Genomic DNA, 18,165 nt, shown 5'->3' with positions numbered 1-18,165 from the left:
CGGGATTTCTATTTAGTCGTCAGGGATCTATGATGAACAGATGGATAAATTAGCCGAACTTAAACGCGCCAAGCGTCTGGCCCTGTCGCTGCTGCTGATCGCCGCGGCGACCTTTGCCACCACCCTTTTTCTGCCGCCCACTCGTCTGGTAGGCGCAGTGAAAGCCGTCGCTGAAGCAGCAATGGTGGGTGCATTGGCCGACTGGTTTGCGGTGGTAGCGCTGTTTCGCCGCGTGCCGCTGCCCTTTATTTCCCGCCATACGGCGATCATCCCGCGTAATCAGGAGCGGATCGGCGACAATCTCGGCATCTTTGTGCAGGAGAAGTTTCTCGATACCCAGTCGCTGATTGCGCTGATCCGCCGCCACGAGCCTGCGCTGATGATCGGTACCTGGTTCAGCCAGCCGGATAACGCCCGTCGCGTGGGTCAGCACCTGTTGCAGGTAATGAGCGGCTTTCTCGATCTGACCGACGATGCCCGCATCCAGAACTTGCTCAAGCGCGCCGTGCATAAGGCGATCGACAAGGTCGATCTCTCCGGCACTACCGCGCTGGTGCTGGAGAGCCTGACGAAAAACAACCGGCATCAGGTGCTGCTGGATTCGCTGATCGCCCAGCTCCTGACGCTGATCCAACGCCAGAGCACCCGCGACTTTATTGCCCATCACATTGTGCGTTGGCTGAAGACCGAGCATCCGCGTAAGGCGATGCTGCTACCCACCGAGTGGCTGGGGGAGCAGAGCGCGGAGGTGGTCTCCAGCGCGGTGAACTCTCTGCTGGATGACATCAGTCACGACCAGGCGCATCAGATCCGCCAGGCCTTTGATAAGGCCACTCTGAAGCTGATCGATCGACTGAAGAACGATCCGGAGATGGCCGCCCGCGCCGAGAGCACCAAGACCTACCTGAAAGAGGACGAAGCGTTTAACCGCTATCTGGGCGAGCTGTGGGGAGATCTGCGCAACTGGCTGAAGGCCGATATGGAGAGTGAAAACTCAAAAGTGCAGCTGCGTATTGCCGAGGCTGGACAGTGGTTTGGCGAGACGCTGGTGGCGGACAGCGCCCTGCGCGCCTCGTTTAATCAGCATCTCGAGCAGGCCGCCCGCAGCGTCGCCCCGGAGTTTGCCCAGTTCCTGACCCGCCATATCAGCGATACGGTCAAGAGCTGGGATGCAAAGGAGATGTCGCAGCAGATCGAGCTCAACATCGGCAAAGATCTGCAGTTTATTCGCGTTAACGGCACGCTGGTCGGCGGCACCATCGGGCTGATCCTCTGGCTCCTGTCGCAGCTGCCGGGGCTGTTTGCCGGCTGATCAAGCCGGCGGCGGTATCACGTAGCGCGTTGCCTCAAAGCGATTCAGCAGCAGATGGACCAGGAACACCATCGTCAGGGTGATGAGCAGCGACAAGGTAACCGAGATAATGCGGTAGAGATCGCTGAACACCAGATCCTGATTTGGGTGCATATTCTGGCCGAACATGATCCCAAGGGTGGAGATGCTGGCAAAGCCCACCCCGGCCCCCACCTTCTCCATCGTATGCAGCCGTGCGCCAACCCCCAGCCCGAGGCAGATCAGCGGCATCATCAGCAGCATATGGCTGCTGTGATCGTAGAGTACCAGCTGGATCAGCAGAATATAGAGGCAGCCTAACACCACCCCCGCTATTCGCCACATCGAGCTGAGCACCGAACCACGGTAGCTCATCGGGAAGAGGCTAAGCACCCCCGCCATCAGCGCCGACAGCGAGTCGCTGAGATTACATACCTGGAAGACGATAAAGATCAGCGTGGCCACCGTGCCGGAGAGCAGCGACTCGTGGCGAATGCGGGCCGCGTCCTTCTCAATGACCGGCGGACGCATACGCGGCTCAACGTCCGGGATCAGGTAGTGCAGCAGCGCGCTCAGGCAGACCGCCAGCACGCACGCTTCAATGTTAGAGAAGAACAGCACGTGCCAGTCGTTGGTGGGATAGCTCATAAAGTTAAGCATCGTACTCTGACACACTACGCCCATCGAGCCGAAGAGAAACAGCGGCCCCTGGCTCATAAAGCGAAAGCGCACTACGTACAACGCAAAGACCACCAGCGTCATAATCACCGGCCAGTGCGAGAGAAAGCCGATGATCAGCACCATCTCAATGCAGTTGATCACCGAGCTGAAGATAAACTGCCTCGCCACGTGAGCGTTAAAGACCGGCACCAGCGACACCAGCATCAGCGGGTAGACCACGAAGAAGACGCCGTACTGCACGTTGTAGAAGCTCGAAATGCTCAGGGCCAGCGTTCCCGCCAGCGCAATGCGCAGCGTCTGGCGGAAATCGTTAGCCGAGTAGACGACCTTGTCGTGAGGCGAAAAAACGCGGGCCAGCGTACTAATAGACATAATGCAGCAGGCTAACCAGGTGGATTTGCAGGCCCGAGAAGAAATGAGCAAACGGGCCTTCGCTGTTGTAGAGCTGAACGGTGGCGCGCGCGCCGGTCGGCAGCGGCTGCGCCAGCGGTTCGTCCAGCACGACGTGGATACGCATTCGCTGGGCATCGCGCACCCAGCGGTTAGAGGTCTCCGGCTGGGAGAGATCGCCATTTACCGCCTCCTGGCCTGCCAGGATCCCGGCATCGCGGGAGGTGACGCGAGCATGAAACACCTGACCCGGCAGCGCGTCAAAGACCACTGCGGCATCCGTGCCCGCCCTGGTATGGCGCAGGCTCTTCTCACGGAAGTCGGCCACGATATCGGTATTGTTGCTCACCAGTGCCAGCGCAGCCGATCCGGCGGTGGCGTACCAGCCGGGGCTAAGCTGCAGGTTGCTGATGGTGCCGTCCGCTTCAGCACGGATCTGGGTCCAGCCGAGGTTAAGCTGTGCCTCTTCCAGCGCGTTCTGATACTTCTGCAGGGTGACGTTGCGGCCATCGTCCCGGTCGCCACGCTGGATCTGCAGCGCGCGGATGCTTGCCAGCAGGTTGCTAACCGACTGCTCGCTGGACCGCCACGCGGTGCGAACCTTATCGAGATCCTGCTGGGAGACGTTCTGTGTAGCGCTCAGGCGCTGATAGCGATCGAACGTCGCCTTGTCGTTACGGGCGGAAAGCTGGGCGCTGGTCAGGCTCGCCTGCGAGGCGGCGATCTGCGCATCCAGCTGCTGGTTGGTCAGCCTTGCCTGCTGCAACGCAATCTGCGCCGCCTCGACGCGGTTGATAAAGGGTGTCTTATCCAGCTCAAACAGCAGATCGCCCCTCTTTACCTGGCTGTTGTTGTGCACATAGACCTGCGCGACATAGCCAGAGACGCGGGCGGAGACAGGGGATACCACGCGCATCACGGTGGAGTCCGGCGTCAGCGGGATCCAGATATCCGCAACGATAAAATAGACAAACATCAGCAGGAAAGAGGCAATACTGACCCTTACCCAGCGGGCGAATTTTTGTTCAGGCGTCATCATAATTATTATGTCTTACGGTATTAGTGCAGGTGATGCAGCGGCGCACAAGGCATGCCCACAGCGTCGATTGACAAAAGCGGGGTAAGCTAATGCTTATCAGGAAAACTATCAAGAAATGGCCAGGTTAAGAGCATGGATTGCGAAAGGTGCCAGTCCTATATGCTTTTAGCAATGTAGTTCCGCAGCCACTGGTGCCCCGGATCGCGATGCACGCGCTCGTGCCACAGCATTAAAATTTCAAAGCCCGGTATCTCGACAGGCGGTTCCACAACGATTAACCCTTGCACCGACTTAACCAGCCGCTCCGGCACTACGGCTACCAGATCGGTACTCGCCAGTACCTTGAGCATAAACAGGAAATGCGGTACGGAAAGCACCACCCGGCGTGAGAGGCCGTGTGATGCCAATACAGCATCGGTTGCACCGCTAAAGCCACCGCCGTCCGGTGACACCATCATATGTTCAAGCTGGCAAAACTGCGCCAGCGTCGGGCGACGCTTTAGCTTAGGATGAGCCTGACGTCCGACCAGCACGTAACGCTCGGTAAACAGCGATCGTTGATGCAGCTCCGGCGGCGCACTGTCACGGGTATGAAAAATGATGTCCCGCTCGCCCTGCTCTGCCTGTCGTACGCTCTGTCCTGGGCTGAGTTCATATACTGCCAGGCGAGTATCCGGCGCAGCGGTGCGCAAACCGTTTAGCACTGGCAGCACGATCGCGGTTTCGGTGTAGTCGGTAGCGGCAACGCGCCAGGTGAGATGAGCTTTTGCCGGATCGAAAGCCTCCTCCGGCGCAACGGCGCCCTGGAGCGTCTCAAGCGCCTGTCGCAGCGGCTCACGCAGCGCATCGGCTCTGGCGGTAGGTATCATGCCGCGCGGACCGGGAAGCAGGAGCGGATCGTTAAAGATCTCTCTGAGTCGGGCAAGCTGCACGCTGACGGACGGCTGGGAAAGATTCAGACGCTGCGCCGCCCGCGTCACGTTGTGTTCTGCCAGCAGCACGTCAAGAGTAAGTAACAGGTTGAGATCCAGCTGGCCGATATTAACCATCACTATACCAAAGATATTAATAATTAATTTCTACTATATCTCCTACCCCCCTATTCTGCATTTCTTTCTTATTACTGGAATAGATCATGAACGTACTGATTGTTTACGCCCATCCGGAAGCACGCTCGCTCAACGGATCGCTCAAAGATTTTGCCGTAGCGCATCTGCAGCGTACCGGTCACGAGGTGCAGGTTTCAGACCTGTACGCCATGCAGTGGAAAGCGCACCTTGATGCTGACGACACCACTGCCGAGCTGGCGGGCGGGCGTTTTGATGTCTCGGTGGACTCGAAATACGCCTACGAGAATGGTATGCAGAGCGCGGATATTGCCCGCGAGCAGGAGAAGCTGCGCTGGGCAGACGCGGTGATATTCCAGTTCCCGCTATGGTGGTTCTCCATGCCCGCGATTATGAAGGGCTGGGTCGATCGGGTTTACGCTTGCGGATTTGCCTACGGCGTGGGCGAGCACAGCGACAGCCACTGGGGCGATCGCTACGGCGAGGGTAGCTTCGTCGGCAAACGGGCCATGCTGTTAGTCACTACCGGTGGTTGGGACTCCCACTACAGCCCGCGCGGTATTAACGGCCCTATCGACGACATTCTTTTTCCGATCCAGCACGGTATCCTTTACTACCCGGGCTTTACCGTCCTGCCGCCGATGGTGATCTACCGTGCCGGACGCATCAACGAAGATAGCTTCGCTACCCACGCCGACGCGCTGGCCCAGCGGCTGGACAGCCTGTGGGAGATTGCACCTGTGGCGTATCGTCAGCAAAATGCCGGGGAGTATACGATCCCGGCGCTTACGCTAAGAGACGATATTCTCCCTGGCGAAACGGGCTTCACTATTCACACCAGCAGATGAACCGGTCCCCCTATTCATCGAAGTACCAGTAGCCCTGGTTTATTAGCGCGGTCAGTTCCGCCACGCAGGCTGGGTTACCGAGCGCCGCGCCCAGCTCGTTTTTGCCAAGCGTGGTGTAGCGACAGAGTGCATCCGCCGCTGCGGGATCGGACATCTCCAGCGGCTCGCTATTGATGAAGACACTGTCGCCGACGTTCAGCACCCGTAAGCCGCTCAGCCGGGTCAGGCACTCCCCTTCCAGCAGCGCGTCAAGTACTTCATCCTGCGCATAGGGCGGTTCGGCGGGCGCGATATCCAGCTCGTGGCGCGGCGTAGTCACAAAGCTGCCAAACCACTGCTTAAACGTCTCCGGCTGCTGGATCATCTCGATCATCATTGCGCGCAGACGATCGAGCTCGTAGGCCTCTACTCGCCCCGGATGATCGCGGCAGGTGAGATCGGGATCGCTGTAATGTTCGCTACCGAGATCGTTTTCCAATGCGTAATCGGCAAAGCTGCTGAGCAGATCCCTGCCGTTGGGTCCCCGGAAGCCAACGGAGTAGTTCAGCGCCGTGACGTGGGTAACCCCGTCGTGCGGAAAGCCGGGGGGAATGTAGAGAATATCGCCCGGCTCAAGATCTTCATCAATAATCGGCGTAAAGGGATCGACATGCAGCAGCGCCGGGTGCGGACAGAACTGGCGCATCGGCAGCTTGTCGCCCACCCGCCAGCGACGGCTGCCCATCCCCTGGATGATAAAGACATCGTACTGATCGATATGCGGGCCCACGCCGCCGCCGGGAACAGAGAAAGAGATCATCAGGTCGTCTAAACGCCAGTCTGGCAGCACGCGAAACGGACGCACCAGCTCGGCAGAGGGCATATGCCAGTGGTTGACGGCCTGCGCCAGCAGCGACCATCCGGTCTCACCCAGATGATCAAAGTGCTCAAACGGTCCATTGCTGGCCTGCCACTGGCCGTTGTGATAGCTGACCAGGCGGCTGTCGACCTCTGGCTCCATCGCCAGCCCTGCCAGTTCGTCAGGGCTGATAGGATCAACGAAGTCCCGCAGGGCATTTTTTAAGACAACCGGTTGTTTTTGCCAATACTTTTCAAGGAATTCCGGCCAGTTGAGGTCGAGTTGGTAAGCCATAGGTTCACACCAGAGAGAGAAAACGTCCCTGATTATAAAGAGGCCATGACCGACGCTGCCTTGTCATGGGTCAAGAGTCTGGTGAACCCACTATTTCTAAACAGTGATTTGAGTTTTTCTAAATAGCCAGCCGGCAACTACTGTATATAATTACAGTTACTCTCTTGTTCGGCGCATCGCCTCTTTCTCGCTAAGGAGCCGTTATCATGGCAGATGAGAATTGCCTTGTAGAACCCGTTACGCAACGCCGTTTAACCGTCAGCTACGCGACACGTTTTCACGATCGCGCCCATGTGCCTGCCATCACCATAAAAGGTCAATGGCTGGCAGAGGCCGGTTTCCCCACCGGTACGGAGATGGATGTCCGAATACTGAACGGCTGTATTGTGCTGATCGCTAAACCCGTTGAAGAGGAGCTGATTCAAACGGTGCGGAAAATCAGTACGCTCTCGGCGCGAAAGCAGCGCCAGGTACAGGACTATATCGACCTGGTCGCGGCAAAGAGACGGGTAAACTAAGCGTCTTGCGGCTGTTCATGTAGAGCAGGTTCGCAGCGTGCCAGCAGATCCTGCGTGAAAGCCTCGCTCATCGTGGCTGGGCCAAGAATACGAATGTCGGGCAGCCAGTAGCGTAACCAGCGAAACAGCGTGTTCTGGTCGCTGATCGCTGTCGCAATGGTAATGCTGCCGTCCTTATGCTCCTTCAGCAGGCGCTGGGCGGGAAAAAGCGGTCGGCGCGTCACGAATGTGGCCGCATGAGCAGAGACGTGCAGCGTCACGTCGGTCCTTTTACCAAAGCGGATGCCAGAGGTCGTCTCAAGCTCTTCGACAACGTCAGCGTCCGGCTCGAATGTGGCCTGCGTGGTGGCAAACTCCGCAATACGCGCCAGCTCGAACGACTTCAGGCAGCCCTGCTCTACCGCCGCCAGATACCAGAGGCCATAGTGGTTAATAAGCCGATACGGCTGCAGACGGCGGGCTTTTTCGCGATAAACGCAGGTAATTTCAGTGCGGGAGGTAATCGACGTATCGAGGCTATTGATGAGATCGCCATACTGCTGATTCTCCCGGCTGCTGGCTCCGTGAATAGCAATATTGTCGCCTTTGTTCATGCGCTTACGCAGAGACTGGCCATCATGGTGCGGGAAAAGATGCGCAACGCCGGCGAAGCTGGCGAACTCTGCAAGGTGGCCCGCATGGAGCGACGGCAACAGATTTGCCGTTAGCTTGAAGCGCCCGCTTGATACTTCATCCAGCACATGGGCAAGCCTGGCGAGATCCCGGTAGGCCGTTCGTTCCGCAATGCCAAACCGCTCGCAAAGCCAATTTTTATCGATGGTGACGCCCTGATAGAGCGCGCCAAAGGTTTCACACAGGCGCTCAATAAGCAGGTCGTATTTTGTACTGCCGTTATCCTTCATTGTTTTATGTCCCGTAGAGAGGGTCTCGAAAGATGTTAATGTCATAATTATTAACGGCAGCATCCTTGAAAACTATAATAATTTTTTTAACTGAGTATTCACTCGCTATAAAAGTCATACTTTTTATTGATGGCGCGTTTCATATATAAACAATTCTAATAATTTTTTATCACTCTTTAGCAAGACTCACCTGGTAAAAAGGATTGCCAGCACTATACTTAACCAAAATTAACAAAAATATATTCACCACTCTATTGCTATTAAAAATTGCTCATGCATAAGCATGAGAGAAAATATAACCTATTGGATATACGCTTAAATTTCTCAATGCCTTGCCCATTGCCGCTTCGGTAAATAGCGATGCCTTTATAAATCGTTATTCGCTTACGGATCACAAAAAATAAAAATGCAGGAGAGAGCGGGATGCCTATATTTGACAGCTTCTGGCAAGCAGGTTACGAGGGTGCCGATCACCGTAACGGACAAGGTATGCCGCTCTCAATGAATGACGTAACCGGGCACAACGCCAGAGTGCTAAGCGATTATATTTCATTAAAGAAGTTAAATATTTCAACGGTGCGGGAGAGCGTGGGCTGGCGTCTTGTTGAGACCGCTCACGGATATGATTTTTCATCCGTTGCCGAAAAGATGCAGGCTGCAAACGAGGCCGGAATACAAATTTGCTGGACGATCTGTCACTACGGCTGGCCGGACGACACCGATATTTTTTCACCTGACTTTGTGCCTCGCTTTGCAAAGCTCTGCGGTGCGCTGGCGCAATTTTTAGTGCCCTGGTACGTCTCTTCGCCGGTCTACTCGCCGGTCAATGAGATCTCGTTTACCAGCTGGGCCCTCTCGGTAGGGTTTTTTCGCTGCTCCGCACCGCCGGGCATTGCCACCGGGGAAGAGAGCAAGCGCCAGCTAGTACGCGCAACCATAGCAGCCTGCGAAGCGATCTGGGCTGCCGATCCACGTGCACGCATCTTACATTGCGATCCGATTATTCATCTGGCCACGCCGGACGAGAGCCCGGAGTCGCTGGCCATGACCGCGGGCCATTACAACTCGCAGTATCAAACCTGGGACATGCTCTCAGGCAGAACAGAACCGGACCTGGGCGGCGCGCCCCGTTACCTCGATCTCATTGGGGCGAACTACTACCACGATAACCAATGGGAGAGCGGCAGCAATGCACGCCTGTGGTGGCACCTTGGCGATCCCAGGCGGGTCCGCCTTAGTCATATGTTAGAAACGCTTTACCGTCGCTATGAGCGCCCGATCCTGCTGGCTGAGACCAGCCACGTAGGCAGCGGACGCGGTGCATGGATAAGCCAGATAGCGGCAGAGGTAGCCCAGGCGCAGCTGGCAGGCGTCGAGCTACATGGGGTGTGTCTTTATCCCGCCATCGACCGGCCCGACTGGGAGGATTTGAGCCGTTGGCATCGCAGCGGACTATGGGAACTTGACCATCAAGGCACGGACCCACTGGCACGCATACTTGATCCTGTTTATGCCGCCGCTTTGCAAAAGGCGCAGCACACACTGGGTCTGTTCCAATCCCGATTATGCGATCTGAATGACGCTAAGAATAGTAGCGACCCTATGAAAAAACTGTATATCTTTAGCCATCTGCGCTGGGACTTCGTCTTTCAGCGCCCGCAGCATCTCCTGACCCGGCTGGCGAAACACTACCAGATCTACTTTATTGAAGAGCCAACCTTCGCGCCTCCGCCTGCCAGCTTAACCCTGACGCATCCTGCGCCCAATGTAACCGTGATAAAACCGCATACGCCGCTTCAGGTGCATGGCTTCCACGACAGTCAGATAGCCTATCTCCAGCCGCTGCTGGCAGATATCGTCGACGAAAATGAGGCGCCGCTGGTCTGGTTCTATACGCCGATGGCGCTGCCGCTGTTGGCAGTCTTCAATCCCTCACTGGTGATCTACGACTGTATGGATGAGCTGGCGGCGTTTGAGAATGCGCCAAGACAGCTTTTACAGCGCGAGTCTGCCCTGCTTAACCGGGCCGATATCGTCTTTACCGGCGGGCCCAGCCTCTATAAGGCAAAGTCGGGGCGGCATGAGAATATCCACTGCTTTACCAGCAGCGTAGACGCCATCCACTTTGAGCAGGCGCTTGACCGCAACAACTATCATCCGCTGATCCAGGATCTGCCGCACCCGCGCTTAGGGTACTGTGGCGTTATTGATGAACGTATGGATCTCGATCTGGTGGCCGCGATTGCCGATGCCCATCCGGAGTGGCAGGTGATCATGGTCGGGCCGGTCGTCAAAATCGATCCCGCCACCCTGCCCCAGCGCCCTAATATTCACTATCTCGGTATGCAGCCCTATCAGGCCCTGCCTCAGTTCCTGGCCGGGTGGGATGTCTGCCTGATGCCGTTCGCCCTCAACGCCTCAACGCGCTACATCAGCCCGACCAAGGTGCTTGAGTATATGGCCGCGCTGCTGCCGGTGGTAAGCACGGCGATTACCGACGTCGTTGAGCCCTATAAACATGTGGTCGCCATCGGCTACGATCGGGCAGGCTTTGTACGCGCCTGCGAAAAGATGCTCGCCCTGACGCCTGAGGCAAGGCAGACGATGCAGCGAGAGATGAAGCGGATCGTTGACAGCACCTCCTGGGACGTCACGGCGCAGGCCATGCACGGCCTGATTGAGAAGGAGCTGGCGAAATCGGCTCCGCAGCGGATCGCCACGCCTGCCGCGCAGGCGGCAAATGACGCTGCGCGAAAAAACACGGCGCTGAAGCTAAAACCCTCCCGCAGCGAAAACGCCATCCCTGCCCGCTGTCTGATCCTCGGCGGTGGCCCGACGGGCCTGAGCGCGGCATATCATTACGGCTCGCAGGCGGTGCTGCTGGAGCGCAACGCGAGCGTCGGCGGCTGGTGCCGCTCCATTGAAGACGGGGGTTTTACCTTCGACTATGCCGGGCACATCATGTTCTCGAACGATCCCTATGTGCTGGAGCTGTATGACATGCTGCTAGGGGACAATCTACACTGGCAGATGCGCGAGGCGTGGATCTACACCGACGGCGTCTACACGCGCTATCCCTTCCAGGGGGCGCTGTATGGCCTGCCGACCGAGACCATCAAAGAGTGTATCCTCGGCGCCATTGAAGCCAAGTACAGCAGCACGGCGCAGGTGCCGCCAGAGAACTTTGAACGCTTTATCTATCAGGTTTGGGGCGCGGGTATCGCCAGGCATTTTGCCATCCCCTATAATCAGAAGCTGTGGACCGTGCCGCTCTCTGAGATGGAGACCTCATGGCTTGGCGGACGCGTGCCGCTACCGGATCTGGCCCAGATCGTTGAAGGTGCAGTGGAGCCAGTCGGCAAGCCGATGGGCCCCAACGCCCGCTTTGGTTACCCGCTGAAGGGCGGCTTCCAGGCGCTAATGTCGGCCTTCTTACCGCACATCAAAGGCGTGGTTGAGACCAACAGCGAGATTGTTCATATCCTGGCGAATCAGCATATCGCCGTGCTCGCCGATGGCAGGCAGTTCCACTATGAGCAGCTAATTAGCACCATGCCCCTTCCCGAGCTTATTCGCATCATTGGCGATGAGGCCCCGGATGAGGTGATCGCGGCGGCAAACGGGCTGCACCATGTCTCGGTGCGCTGCGTAAACCTTGGCATTGGTCGGGCCAACCTCACCGATAAGCACTGGATCTACTTTGCTGGCGACACCATTTTCCACCGTATCTTTGTGCAAGGTAACACCAGCCCTGAGTGTAATCCACCTGGCGGCTGCGGCCTGACGTGCGAGATCACCTACTCCGAGCATAAACCGCTGCCGGTTGATGGCCAGGCGCTGATCGATCGCTGTATTGCCGAGTGTATTGAAGTCGGCATCTTTACGGCGGAGGATGAGGTGCTGGTAGCGAATCAGCTGGATATTCCCTATGCCTACGTGGTTTACGATCATGAGCGGTCGAAAAACGTCGAGACGGTGCGGCAGTGGCTGCTGACTCAGGATATCGTGCTGGCGGGCCGCTATAGCGAGTGGGAGTACTACAACTCCGATCATGCGTTTATTGCCGGGAAGAATGCCGCCGAGAAGGTGAAAAACAGCGTCAGCCGACGCGGGGCAGGCGCGTAACGGCATAAAAAAACCCGGAAGCTAACCTTCCGGGTTTTTTGTTTTTTACCGACGATTACGGCGCTTTTTTAGCGGTCTCGTTCTCAATCGGTGGAACCGAGCCCAGATCGGTACCGGTAACCGGGTTAACCGACGGGTCAGATGCGGTACGCAGCTTCATTGCGTCCAGGTTCGCCTGCTGCGGCCCCGGCAGCACGACGCTTGGTAAGCCATCGCCACCGTCCACGGCCGGCGGTGGGTTAGATACGTACTCAAAGTTCTCGTCTGAGTTCCAGCTACCGCGCACTTCACCACCTTCAGACATATTGAAGTAGGTGTTAGCGTACTTCTCGATCGGCGGCAGTTTTCCTGGCGGGAAGTTGTTGCGGATTGAGTAGAGCGCTTTTTCAAAGGAGATCTGGTGGGCTACTTCACGGGTCATCAGGAAGCCCAGCGCATCTTTTACGCCCGGATCGTCAGTCATGTTGATCAGACGTTCATAGATGATTTTTGCACGCGCTTCAGCGGCAATGTTGGAGCGCAGGTCAGCGGTCACTTCGCCGATGGTATCGATATAGGCCGCGGTCCACGGGAAGCCGGCAGAGTTGGTCAGCGACGGGCCACCGCCATACAGCAGCGCGGTCAGATGGCTGTCATTGCCGTTACCGGTGATTTTACGATAAAGCTCGGCTTCCTGATCGGTACCTTCAGCCAGGTCGCCTTTCGCGCCCTTGTTGAGCATCCCTACCAGAGAGCCGATAATTTCGAGGTGGCTTAGCTCTTCAGTAGCGATGTCCATCAGCATATCTTTACGGCCCGGATCGTCATCCCCTAACCCCTGGGTAAAGTAGCGGCAGGCAGCGGCGAGTTCGCCCTGCGGGCCACCAAACTGCTCAAGCAGGAGGTTTGCCAGCCCCGGATTCGGCTCGGCAACGCGTACGGTGTACTGTAATTGCTTTACATGTCTGAACATAGGCTCACTCCAGTGATTATTTATTTTCCAGCATCGTTCACAACTGCTGAATGAAGAATAAATAAATGCTTAAATATGAAAACCTTACATTTTCATAAAAGTCGTCGTACCGCTTATAAGGATAGCCCATGATTCAGATCCAGCTTCGGTATTGAATCATCCTTAGGATTTTAAGATTTGTCTTAAGTAATAGGTCGTAGAACAAATAACATTTTAAGAAATAAGCTTTTACAAAAAGATTTATATTTTTTTTCAATATATATTGATGTATTTGATTTGTAGGTATATTGCCCTCAAATATATTTTTGGCTTAATGTTTATAGGATCCAGAGATGCCCAAGCGTCGCAAATATGATGAATTACCCGAATGTGCAATGGTCGCCACGCTCAGCCTGCTTAGTGGTCGCTGGAAAGGGGTGATCCTCTACTATCTGCAGACCAAGGGCACGATGCGCTTTAACGAGCTGCATCGCCAGCTCCCCGGTTGCACACCGCGTCTGCTGGTCAAGCAGTTGCGTGAGCTTGAGGAGGATGCCTTCATCACCCGCACCGTCTATCCGGTCGTGCCGCCGAAAGTGGAGTATGCCCTAACCGACGAAGGGCGCAGCATTGGGCCGATACTTTGCCAGCTCAATGAGTGGGGAACGGGCTGGCTGGAGCGGCGCGGATTACGTGAGAAAGCAGAGTAACGATCCCGTAGGCCGGGCAAGCGCTAAGCGCCGCCCGGCATTTTCCTGACTTAGCTCAGCGTGACAACGATCTTGCCAATCTGGGCGTTAGATTCCAGGAAGCGGGTCGCCTCCTGTATCTCATCAAATTTGAAGGTACGAGAGATCAGCGGCACAAGCTTGGCGCTCGCCAGACCATCGTTAATAAAGGCTTTTGCCTGCTCCAGCAGTGCGTCATTACTGGTCACCTCGATATAGAGATAGCCCTTAAAGGTCAGGCATTTACCTAGCAGAGCGAACTGTGGGAAAGCCCCCTCATCGGTGCTCAATGCGCCATACTCCAGCAGAATGCCACCAAACGCCATGCACTCTGCAAGCTGGGCAATGGCAGGTCCACCGATGGGATCAAAGACAACGCGCGCACCCTTGCCATCAGTAATCTGTCGTACGCGTTCCGCCAGATTGCCCTGCTCCGTCGCGATAACGTGGTGCGCTCCGGCATCGCGCAGCGCCTGCGCTTTTGCCTCGGTGCGGGTGGTGGCAATAACGGTCGCACCAACGCTGCGGGCGATCTGGATGGCGGCAACGCCAACGCTGCTCGACGCCGCCGAGACGATAATAAAATCATCCGCGGTCAGCTTCGCCTGAGCGATCAGCGCGCCCCACGCCGTAACGTACTGCATCCATGATGCCGCCGCCTGCTCAAATGACAGATTCGACGGATGTTTCACTACAAACTTAGCGGGAATATTGATGACTTCGCCATAGGTTGGCCAGCGAGCCATATCCAGGGTCGGGATCACGCTCACCGCGTCATTTTCTGCAAAGCCGGTCACCTCTGCGCCCAGCGCCTTCACCACGCCCGCCGCTTCATAGCCCAGCTGTGAAGGAAAAACCGCTTCCTGCAGATAGCGGCCGGTGCGGAACATCACCTCGGCACGGTTAAGGCCGATAGCGTGAACGGAGACTTGGACTTCATCAGCGGCAGGTGCGGGCACGTCTACGTCTTCGATACGCAGTACGTTGGCATCACCATATTCATGAAAGCGAACAACACGGGTCATAATGCACTCCTTAAAAATTGGCCCGGGGAATAGCCAGGCAGTAACAACATTGTTTGCCCGGATGCCCTGGAGCGCAATACGACACTTTTTTACACATACTATACAAAAGGGTAGTGTGGCGAAAAATTAAGAATCGCTTGAGCGATAAAATTTGTATTGATTGAAAATATGGATAATTTATGGAGAATTATATTGAGAATACGATGATTATTCTAAGTTAACATTGCATAAGTAATACTTAATTAAGTTGGCGGAGAGAGTAGGATTTGAACCTACGACACGTCACCGTGTGGATTTGGCTATTAAAGTTATTTAACAATAAAGTAGCAAATCTGGCTTAAACCGCTCGCCCACCTCTCCGCTGTTGGAGCCAACTATATCACCCTTGCGGCAGGATGGAATAACCCCATTTCTTTTTTGTGAGCTCACCTCCATAAAATTTATCATGCGCTTAAGTATGTTTATTTGTTGAAATAAATCACAAAATTTCACTTGAAGATATGAGTTCATTTAATATGCGGATCAATATTTTTTCATTGCGGAGAAGGTTATGCCTGATATTGAATGTTTAGAAGTGATGCCAGCTGAGTTCTATAAAAATGCAGACAGAGTTATACTCGAAGGCTATAATTGTAACTGCCAAAAATACTGGAAAGAACAAGACAGATTTATTGTTTACAAGGCTGATAGAGAAGGTTTAGCTGAAATCGTAAACTCTCCGATAGATCAAAGTAACATAGCAACTCTGCTTGAACTCTCGAAATACCACACGGATAGTAACGTAATAATTTCGGGAGGGCATACGGTTGTCAATTTAAATGACAGGTTTGCCATAAGCAAAGAAGTAGAAGAGTCAGTGGACTTTTGCCTTGACTACATTATTCGGTCAGCAACTACTCTAGGAATACAGCCGGATTTTCTTATGGAAATAAATGACTTTTATATGGAAAAAAGTGATGGTGACGAAATTGACGGGGCAAACAATTATAGAAAAAAGGCCATTTCACCCTATATCATACCTGAAAAGGTCAATCAGAAGATCCTGGATATTAAAGAAAATAATCAAATCCAGATAAAAGCATTTTATGTCAGCGAGAAAAATATGGCTGACAGATTTCGCCGCCATATAAAAAACAGTTTATCAGACACAAGTAAATTTCGAAAAGAAGGTTCAAGCATCTGGATGCTCGATAAAAATACCTCTTTTGAAATTATAAAAAACAACAAACCTACTTGCGCAGCAGGAAACGCTGCGACATTCAGAGCAATTAGACACAAAATTTCCTCCAATAAGTCTTTTGACAATTATACATCTCATATCGGCGTTTTCCCTCTTTGTTCAATGAAGAACGTTCTGGACGGGTATAGAGCTGCCTTATCATTTTATGACTTAAACCTGCCATCTTTGCTGGTTTTCTTTGGTAAATCATGCTTTAAATAATTAAATCGGTCATGCTATGTATAGATAGCATGGCCGATAATAGAGATATCCCATGATAAAATTCAAAATAAGCTGGATCCGCTGGGCCGTAACTTTTTTCTCGACTGCTTTTGGTGCTGGTGTGTTTTATCTACCTCAATCTGTAGGACCTGGTGTAACAAGCCCAAATAAGTTTATTATTATATCGTTTATATGTGCATTCATCTCTTTTTGCACTCATTATCAACTATATAAATTCATTCAAACTAGCAATCAAAAGATGATGCTTGATGCAATTGAAAAAAGTTGTGGTTGCAAAATAGCAAAGATAACATGTTTCCTGTTTTTTATCTCTATGCTAAGCATTGCCTTAATAAATTTCATAACTATTGTTAATCAACTTGCTCCCTATATAAACAGTTCTATAATCTCAAGGTTCATTTTATCTTTGACTATATGTCTAATACTTTGTTTGTCATGGTTAAAATTTGACAGAAACATAGAGGTTTTTACAGCTAAAATCTCTTATTTTACAATTATTACTATTTGTATTTTAGCTGTATTCTTCTCAAACTTCAGAGAGGATACTTTTGTTTCTCCCAATTATACGAGCACCTTCGTATCAATGTTCCCAATTCTACTTTTTGTTTTTAACTTCTCACCATGTATTCAAAGATTCGTACAGAAATCATCTATTATTAGTAGCGTAAAGGCTATGCTATGTATTGGGTTAGGAACAGTTGTCATCCTAACGTTCATTATCGTATTTTGTTTTTCTCTATCGCACGTGTTAAATACCGAAGATTATTTGGCATTGCATACTAACAATTTAGACTCACTCTCATTCGTCTCACGAAAAAGCGGTACTTCTTCGGCTATAATAATGTCTGCAGCCGCTATTCTGCTGGCAAGTATTGGAGCATATCTAGGTACACTGACAGGTATTGTCGACAGCCTAATTTCATTTAGATTAGAAAAGAAATGGTTGTCTGTGATGTCTGTACTGGCAATATCTACCCTTTTTGCCACATTAAATTTTAGTATTTTGAAAACCATATCATATATTTCTCTGCCTGTGATAACAATAACAATATTTTTCATACCCTCTATTCATTTCCTAAGAAAAAAAGATAACATAGCATTGTCATTAATTGTCTTATTATCTGGCGTTGCTGCATTATTATCTGTTATCGCCTAGCCATAAACCGCGGATGCTATAATAACTCTATAACATCCCCGGTGTTGATCTCTTCTGCATCCGGCATCCACAGCTTTCCCCATTTTCCGGTACAGTGGCAGGTAAACATCTGCTCAGGATTAACGGCTTTGATGTAACTCCGTAAAGACATCAAACTCCACGGCATGGCGTGCCGGAGATGCATCCCGCCTATAATTGCGTAGATAGTGCTAACTTCCGTAAGCCTTTTACAGTGTTCGATAATATTTTTCAGGCCCTTATGCCCGCAGCCGGTGAATATCACCAGCCCCTTCCCGGACTTATATATCAGGACGCCTTCATCCTTAAGTGCATCAGGCTCTACTCTTTCTCCTTTTACATAGCCGTAAGATTTAGCTGATGCGATTTCACCTGACCATATAAACCTGTCACCTATCTCGTAAGGCTTTTTTGTAAAATAGAACTTGTGTTTAACCGAAGGTGGCTGAGTAGATATCTTCTTGATTTCTATGAAGCGGTTTACAATTTTCACACCTGCATATTTATGATCGTAAACGCCCGGGTGGCACAGCACCTTAGGTAGCTTATGAAGATGCATCAGCCCACCGCAGTGATCGTAGTGACCATGAGATAGAACAACCCAATCAATATGCTCAAGTGACACGCCCATCTTTTCAGCGTTGTGTATAAACGAGTTGTCTGGCCCGGTATCGAATAATATCCTCGTTATGTCATCTTCAATTAACAGGCTTAGCCCTGGCCGACAGATCAGTCCATCGGCCTGTTTTGCTTTCCGGTTTTCCAGCAACACGGTCACTTTCAGCATGAGATCGAACCTCCTTGTTCAATTAC

The 18,165-nt window shown here is 52.9% G+C and carries 15 protein-coding genes; 6 read left to right on the top strand and 9 right to left on the bottom strand.

The window, feature by feature from the left end:
* The first annotated feature begins 40 nt into the window (after positions 1–40).
* Positions 41–1,312 (top strand): DUF445 domain-containing protein, encoded by a 1,272-nt coding sequence (locus tag RTX96_RS17795; protein WP_103818531.1) that lies wholly within the window; start codon positions 41–43, stop codon positions 1,310–1,312.
* On the opposite strand, the gene RTX96_RS17790 is transcribed toward RTX96_RS17795, so the two are convergent.
* From RTX96_RS17790 to RTX96_RS17780, 3 genes are all read right to left on the bottom strand, one after another.
* Positions 1,313–2,383 carry a DUF2955 domain-containing protein gene (locus RTX96_RS17790; RefSeq protein WP_312671698.1) on the bottom strand — a complete coding sequence of 357 codons (1,071 nt, stop codon included), beginning with the start codon at positions 2,381–2,383 and terminating at the stop codon, positions 1,313–1,315. It abuts the gene before it with no gap.
* On the bottom strand, positions 2,373–3,440 hold the full coding sequence (locus tag RTX96_RS17785) for an HlyD family secretion protein (RefSeq protein WP_312671697.1): 1,068 nt from the start codon (positions 3,438–3,440) through the stop codon (positions 2,373–2,375). Before RTX96_RS17785 ends, RTX96_RS17790 begins: the two co-directional genes overlap by 11 nt.
* A gap of 155 nt (positions 3,441–3,595) precedes the next feature.
* Positions 3,596–4,489: a LysR family transcriptional regulator gene (locus tag RTX96_RS17780; protein WP_312671696.1), complete on the bottom strand. Its 894-nt coding sequence runs from the start codon at positions 4,487–4,489 to the stop codon at positions 3,596–3,598.
* A gap of 86 nt (positions 4,490–4,575) precedes the next feature.
* Between RTX96_RS17780 and RTX96_RS17775 the strand changes: the two genes are divergently transcribed.
* A complete protein-coding gene (locus RTX96_RS17775) occupies positions 4,576–5,355 on the top strand; it encodes an NAD(P)H-dependent oxidoreductase (RefSeq protein WP_312671695.1) in 780 nt (259 codons plus the stop codon).
* A gap of 10 nt (positions 5,356–5,365) precedes the next feature.
* On the opposite strand, the gene RTX96_RS17770 is transcribed toward RTX96_RS17775, so the two are convergent.
* The gene (locus RTX96_RS17770; RefSeq protein ID WP_312671694.1) at positions 5,366–6,487 is read right to left on the bottom strand and encodes a cupin domain-containing protein; all 1,122 of its coding nucleotides are present in this window, start codon (positions 6,485–6,487) and stop codon (positions 5,366–5,368) included.
* 206 nt (positions 6,488–6,693) lie between these two features.
* On the opposite strand from RTX96_RS17770, the gene symE reads away from it, so the two are divergent.
* Entirely contained in the window at positions 6,694–7,005 is a 312-nt protein-coding gene (symE, locus tag RTX96_RS17765) for an endoribonuclease SymE (RefSeq protein WP_103818537.1), read from the top strand.
* Here symE and RTX96_RS17760 read toward each other — a convergent pair.
* Positions 7,002–7,907: a WYL domain-containing protein gene (locus RTX96_RS17760; protein ID WP_103818538.1), complete on the bottom strand. Its 906-nt coding sequence runs from the start codon at positions 7,905–7,907 to the stop codon at positions 7,002–7,004. The two genes, symE and RTX96_RS17760, sit on opposite strands and share 4 nt — an antisense overlap.
* 423 nt (positions 7,908–8,330) lie before the next feature.
* Between RTX96_RS17760 and RTX96_RS17755 the strand changes: the two genes are divergently transcribed.
* Positions 8,331–12,032 (top strand): NAD(P)-binding protein, encoded by a 3,702-nt coding sequence (locus RTX96_RS17755; protein WP_312671693.1) that lies wholly within the window; start codon positions 8,331–8,333, stop codon positions 12,030–12,032.
* 55 nt (positions 12,033–12,087) lie between these two features.
* On the opposite strand, the gene RTX96_RS17750 is transcribed toward RTX96_RS17755, so the two are convergent.
* A complete protein-coding gene (locus tag RTX96_RS17750; RefSeq protein WP_103818540.1) occupies positions 12,088–12,984 on the bottom strand; it encodes a manganese catalase family protein in 897 nt (298 codons plus the stop codon).
* 332 nt (positions 12,985–13,316) lie between these two features.
* On the opposite strand from RTX96_RS17750, the gene RTX96_RS17745 reads away from it, so the two are divergent.
* Positions 13,317–13,673 carry a helix-turn-helix domain-containing protein gene (locus RTX96_RS17745; RefSeq protein ID WP_312671692.1) on the top strand — a complete coding sequence of 119 codons (357 nt, stop codon included), beginning with the start codon at positions 13,317–13,319 and terminating at the stop codon, positions 13,671–13,673.
* A gap of 50 nt (positions 13,674–13,723) precedes the next feature.
* Here RTX96_RS17745 and RTX96_RS17740 read toward each other — a convergent pair whose 3' ends face one another.
* On the bottom strand, positions 13,724–14,716 hold the full coding sequence (locus RTX96_RS17740; protein ID WP_312671691.1) for a zinc-dependent alcohol dehydrogenase family protein: 993 nt from the start codon (positions 14,714–14,716) through the stop codon (positions 13,724–13,726).
* Positions 14,717–15,266: 550 nt separating this feature from the next.
* Here RTX96_RS17740 and RTX96_RS17735 point away from each other — a divergent pair.
* On the top strand, positions 15,267–16,157 hold the full coding sequence (locus tag RTX96_RS17735; protein WP_312671690.1) for a hypothetical protein: 891 nt from the start codon (positions 15,267–15,269) through the stop codon (positions 16,155–16,157).
* A gap of 783 nt (positions 16,158–16,940) precedes the next feature.
* On the opposite strand, the gene RTX96_RS17730 is transcribed toward RTX96_RS17735, so the two are convergent.
* Both RTX96_RS17730 and RTX96_RS17725 read right to left on the bottom strand, forming a co-directional pair.
* Positions 16,941–17,237: a hypothetical protein gene (locus tag RTX96_RS17730; RefSeq protein ID WP_312671689.1), complete on the bottom strand. Its 297-nt coding sequence runs from the start codon at positions 17,235–17,237 to the stop codon at positions 16,941–16,943.
* A gap of 113 nt (positions 17,238–17,350) precedes the next feature.
* Positions 17,351–18,139, bottom strand: coding sequence for an MBL fold metallo-hydrolase (locus RTX96_RS17725; protein WP_312671688.1), 789 nt, complete (start codon positions 18,137–18,139; stop codon positions 17,351–17,353).
* Positions 18,140–18,165: the final 26 nt, after the last annotated feature.

This window comes from Pseudescherichia sp. (assembly GCF_032052675.1).
GTDB lineage: Bacteria > Pseudomonadota > Gammaproteobacteria > Enterobacterales > Enterobacteriaceae > Pseudescherichia.
Note: the sequence above shows the minus strand (reverse complement) of the source record. Positions and strands in the feature narration are given on the sequence as shown.

Coding starts and splice junctions, on each gene's coding strand:
- RTX96_RS17735 (WP_312671690.1), top strand. CDS start 15,267: ATGCCTGATATTGAATGTTTAGAAGTGATGCCAGCTGAGTTCTATAAA.
- RTX96_RS17740 (WP_312671691.1), bottom strand. CDS start 14,716: ATGACCCGTGTTGTTCGCTTTCATGAATATGGTGATGCCAACGTACTG.
- RTX96_RS17775 (WP_312671695.1), top strand. CDS start 4,576: ATGAACGTACTGATTGTTTACGCCCATCCGGAAGCACGCTCGCTCAAC.
- RTX96_RS17780 (WP_312671696.1), bottom strand. CDS start 4,489: ATGGTTAATATCGGCCAGCTGGATCTCAACCTGTTACTTACTCTTGAC.
- symE (WP_103818537.1), top strand. CDS start 6,694: ATGGCAGATGAGAATTGCCTTGTAGAACCCGTTACGCAACGCCGTTTA.
- RTX96_RS17755 (WP_312671693.1), top strand. CDS start 8,331: ATGCCTATATTTGACAGCTTCTGGCAAGCAGGTTACGAGGGTGCCGAT.
- RTX96_RS17750 (WP_103818540.1), bottom strand. CDS start 12,984: ATGTTCAGACATGTAAAGCAATTACAGTACACCGTACGCGTTGCCGAG.
- RTX96_RS17770 (WP_312671694.1), bottom strand. CDS start 6,487: ATGGCTTACCAACTCGACCTCAACTGGCCGGAATTCCTTGAAAAGTAT.
- RTX96_RS17790 (WP_312671698.1), bottom strand. CDS start 2,383: ATGTCTATTAGTACGCTGGCCCGCGTTTTTTCGCCTCACGACAAGGTC.
- RTX96_RS17725 (WP_312671688.1), bottom strand. CDS start 18,139: ATGCTGAAAGTGACCGTGTTGCTGGAAAACCGGAAAGCAAAACAGGCC.
- RTX96_RS17795 (WP_103818531.1), top strand. CDS start 41: ATGGATAAATTAGCCGAACTTAAACGCGCCAAGCGTCTGGCCCTGTCG.
- RTX96_RS17785 (WP_312671697.1), bottom strand. CDS start 3,440: ATGATGACGCCTGAACAAAAATTCGCCCGCTGGGTAAGGGTCAGTATT.
- RTX96_RS17730 (WP_312671689.1), bottom strand. CDS start 17,237: ATGAAAAATATTGTTATTGTTATCACAGGCAGAGAAATATATGATATG.
- RTX96_RS17745 (WP_312671692.1), top strand. CDS start 13,317: ATGCCCAAGCGTCGCAAATATGATGAATTACCCGAATGTGCAATGGTC.
- RTX96_RS17760 (WP_103818538.1), bottom strand. CDS start 7,907: ATGAAGGATAACGGCAGTACAAAATACGACCTGCTTATTGAGCGCCTG.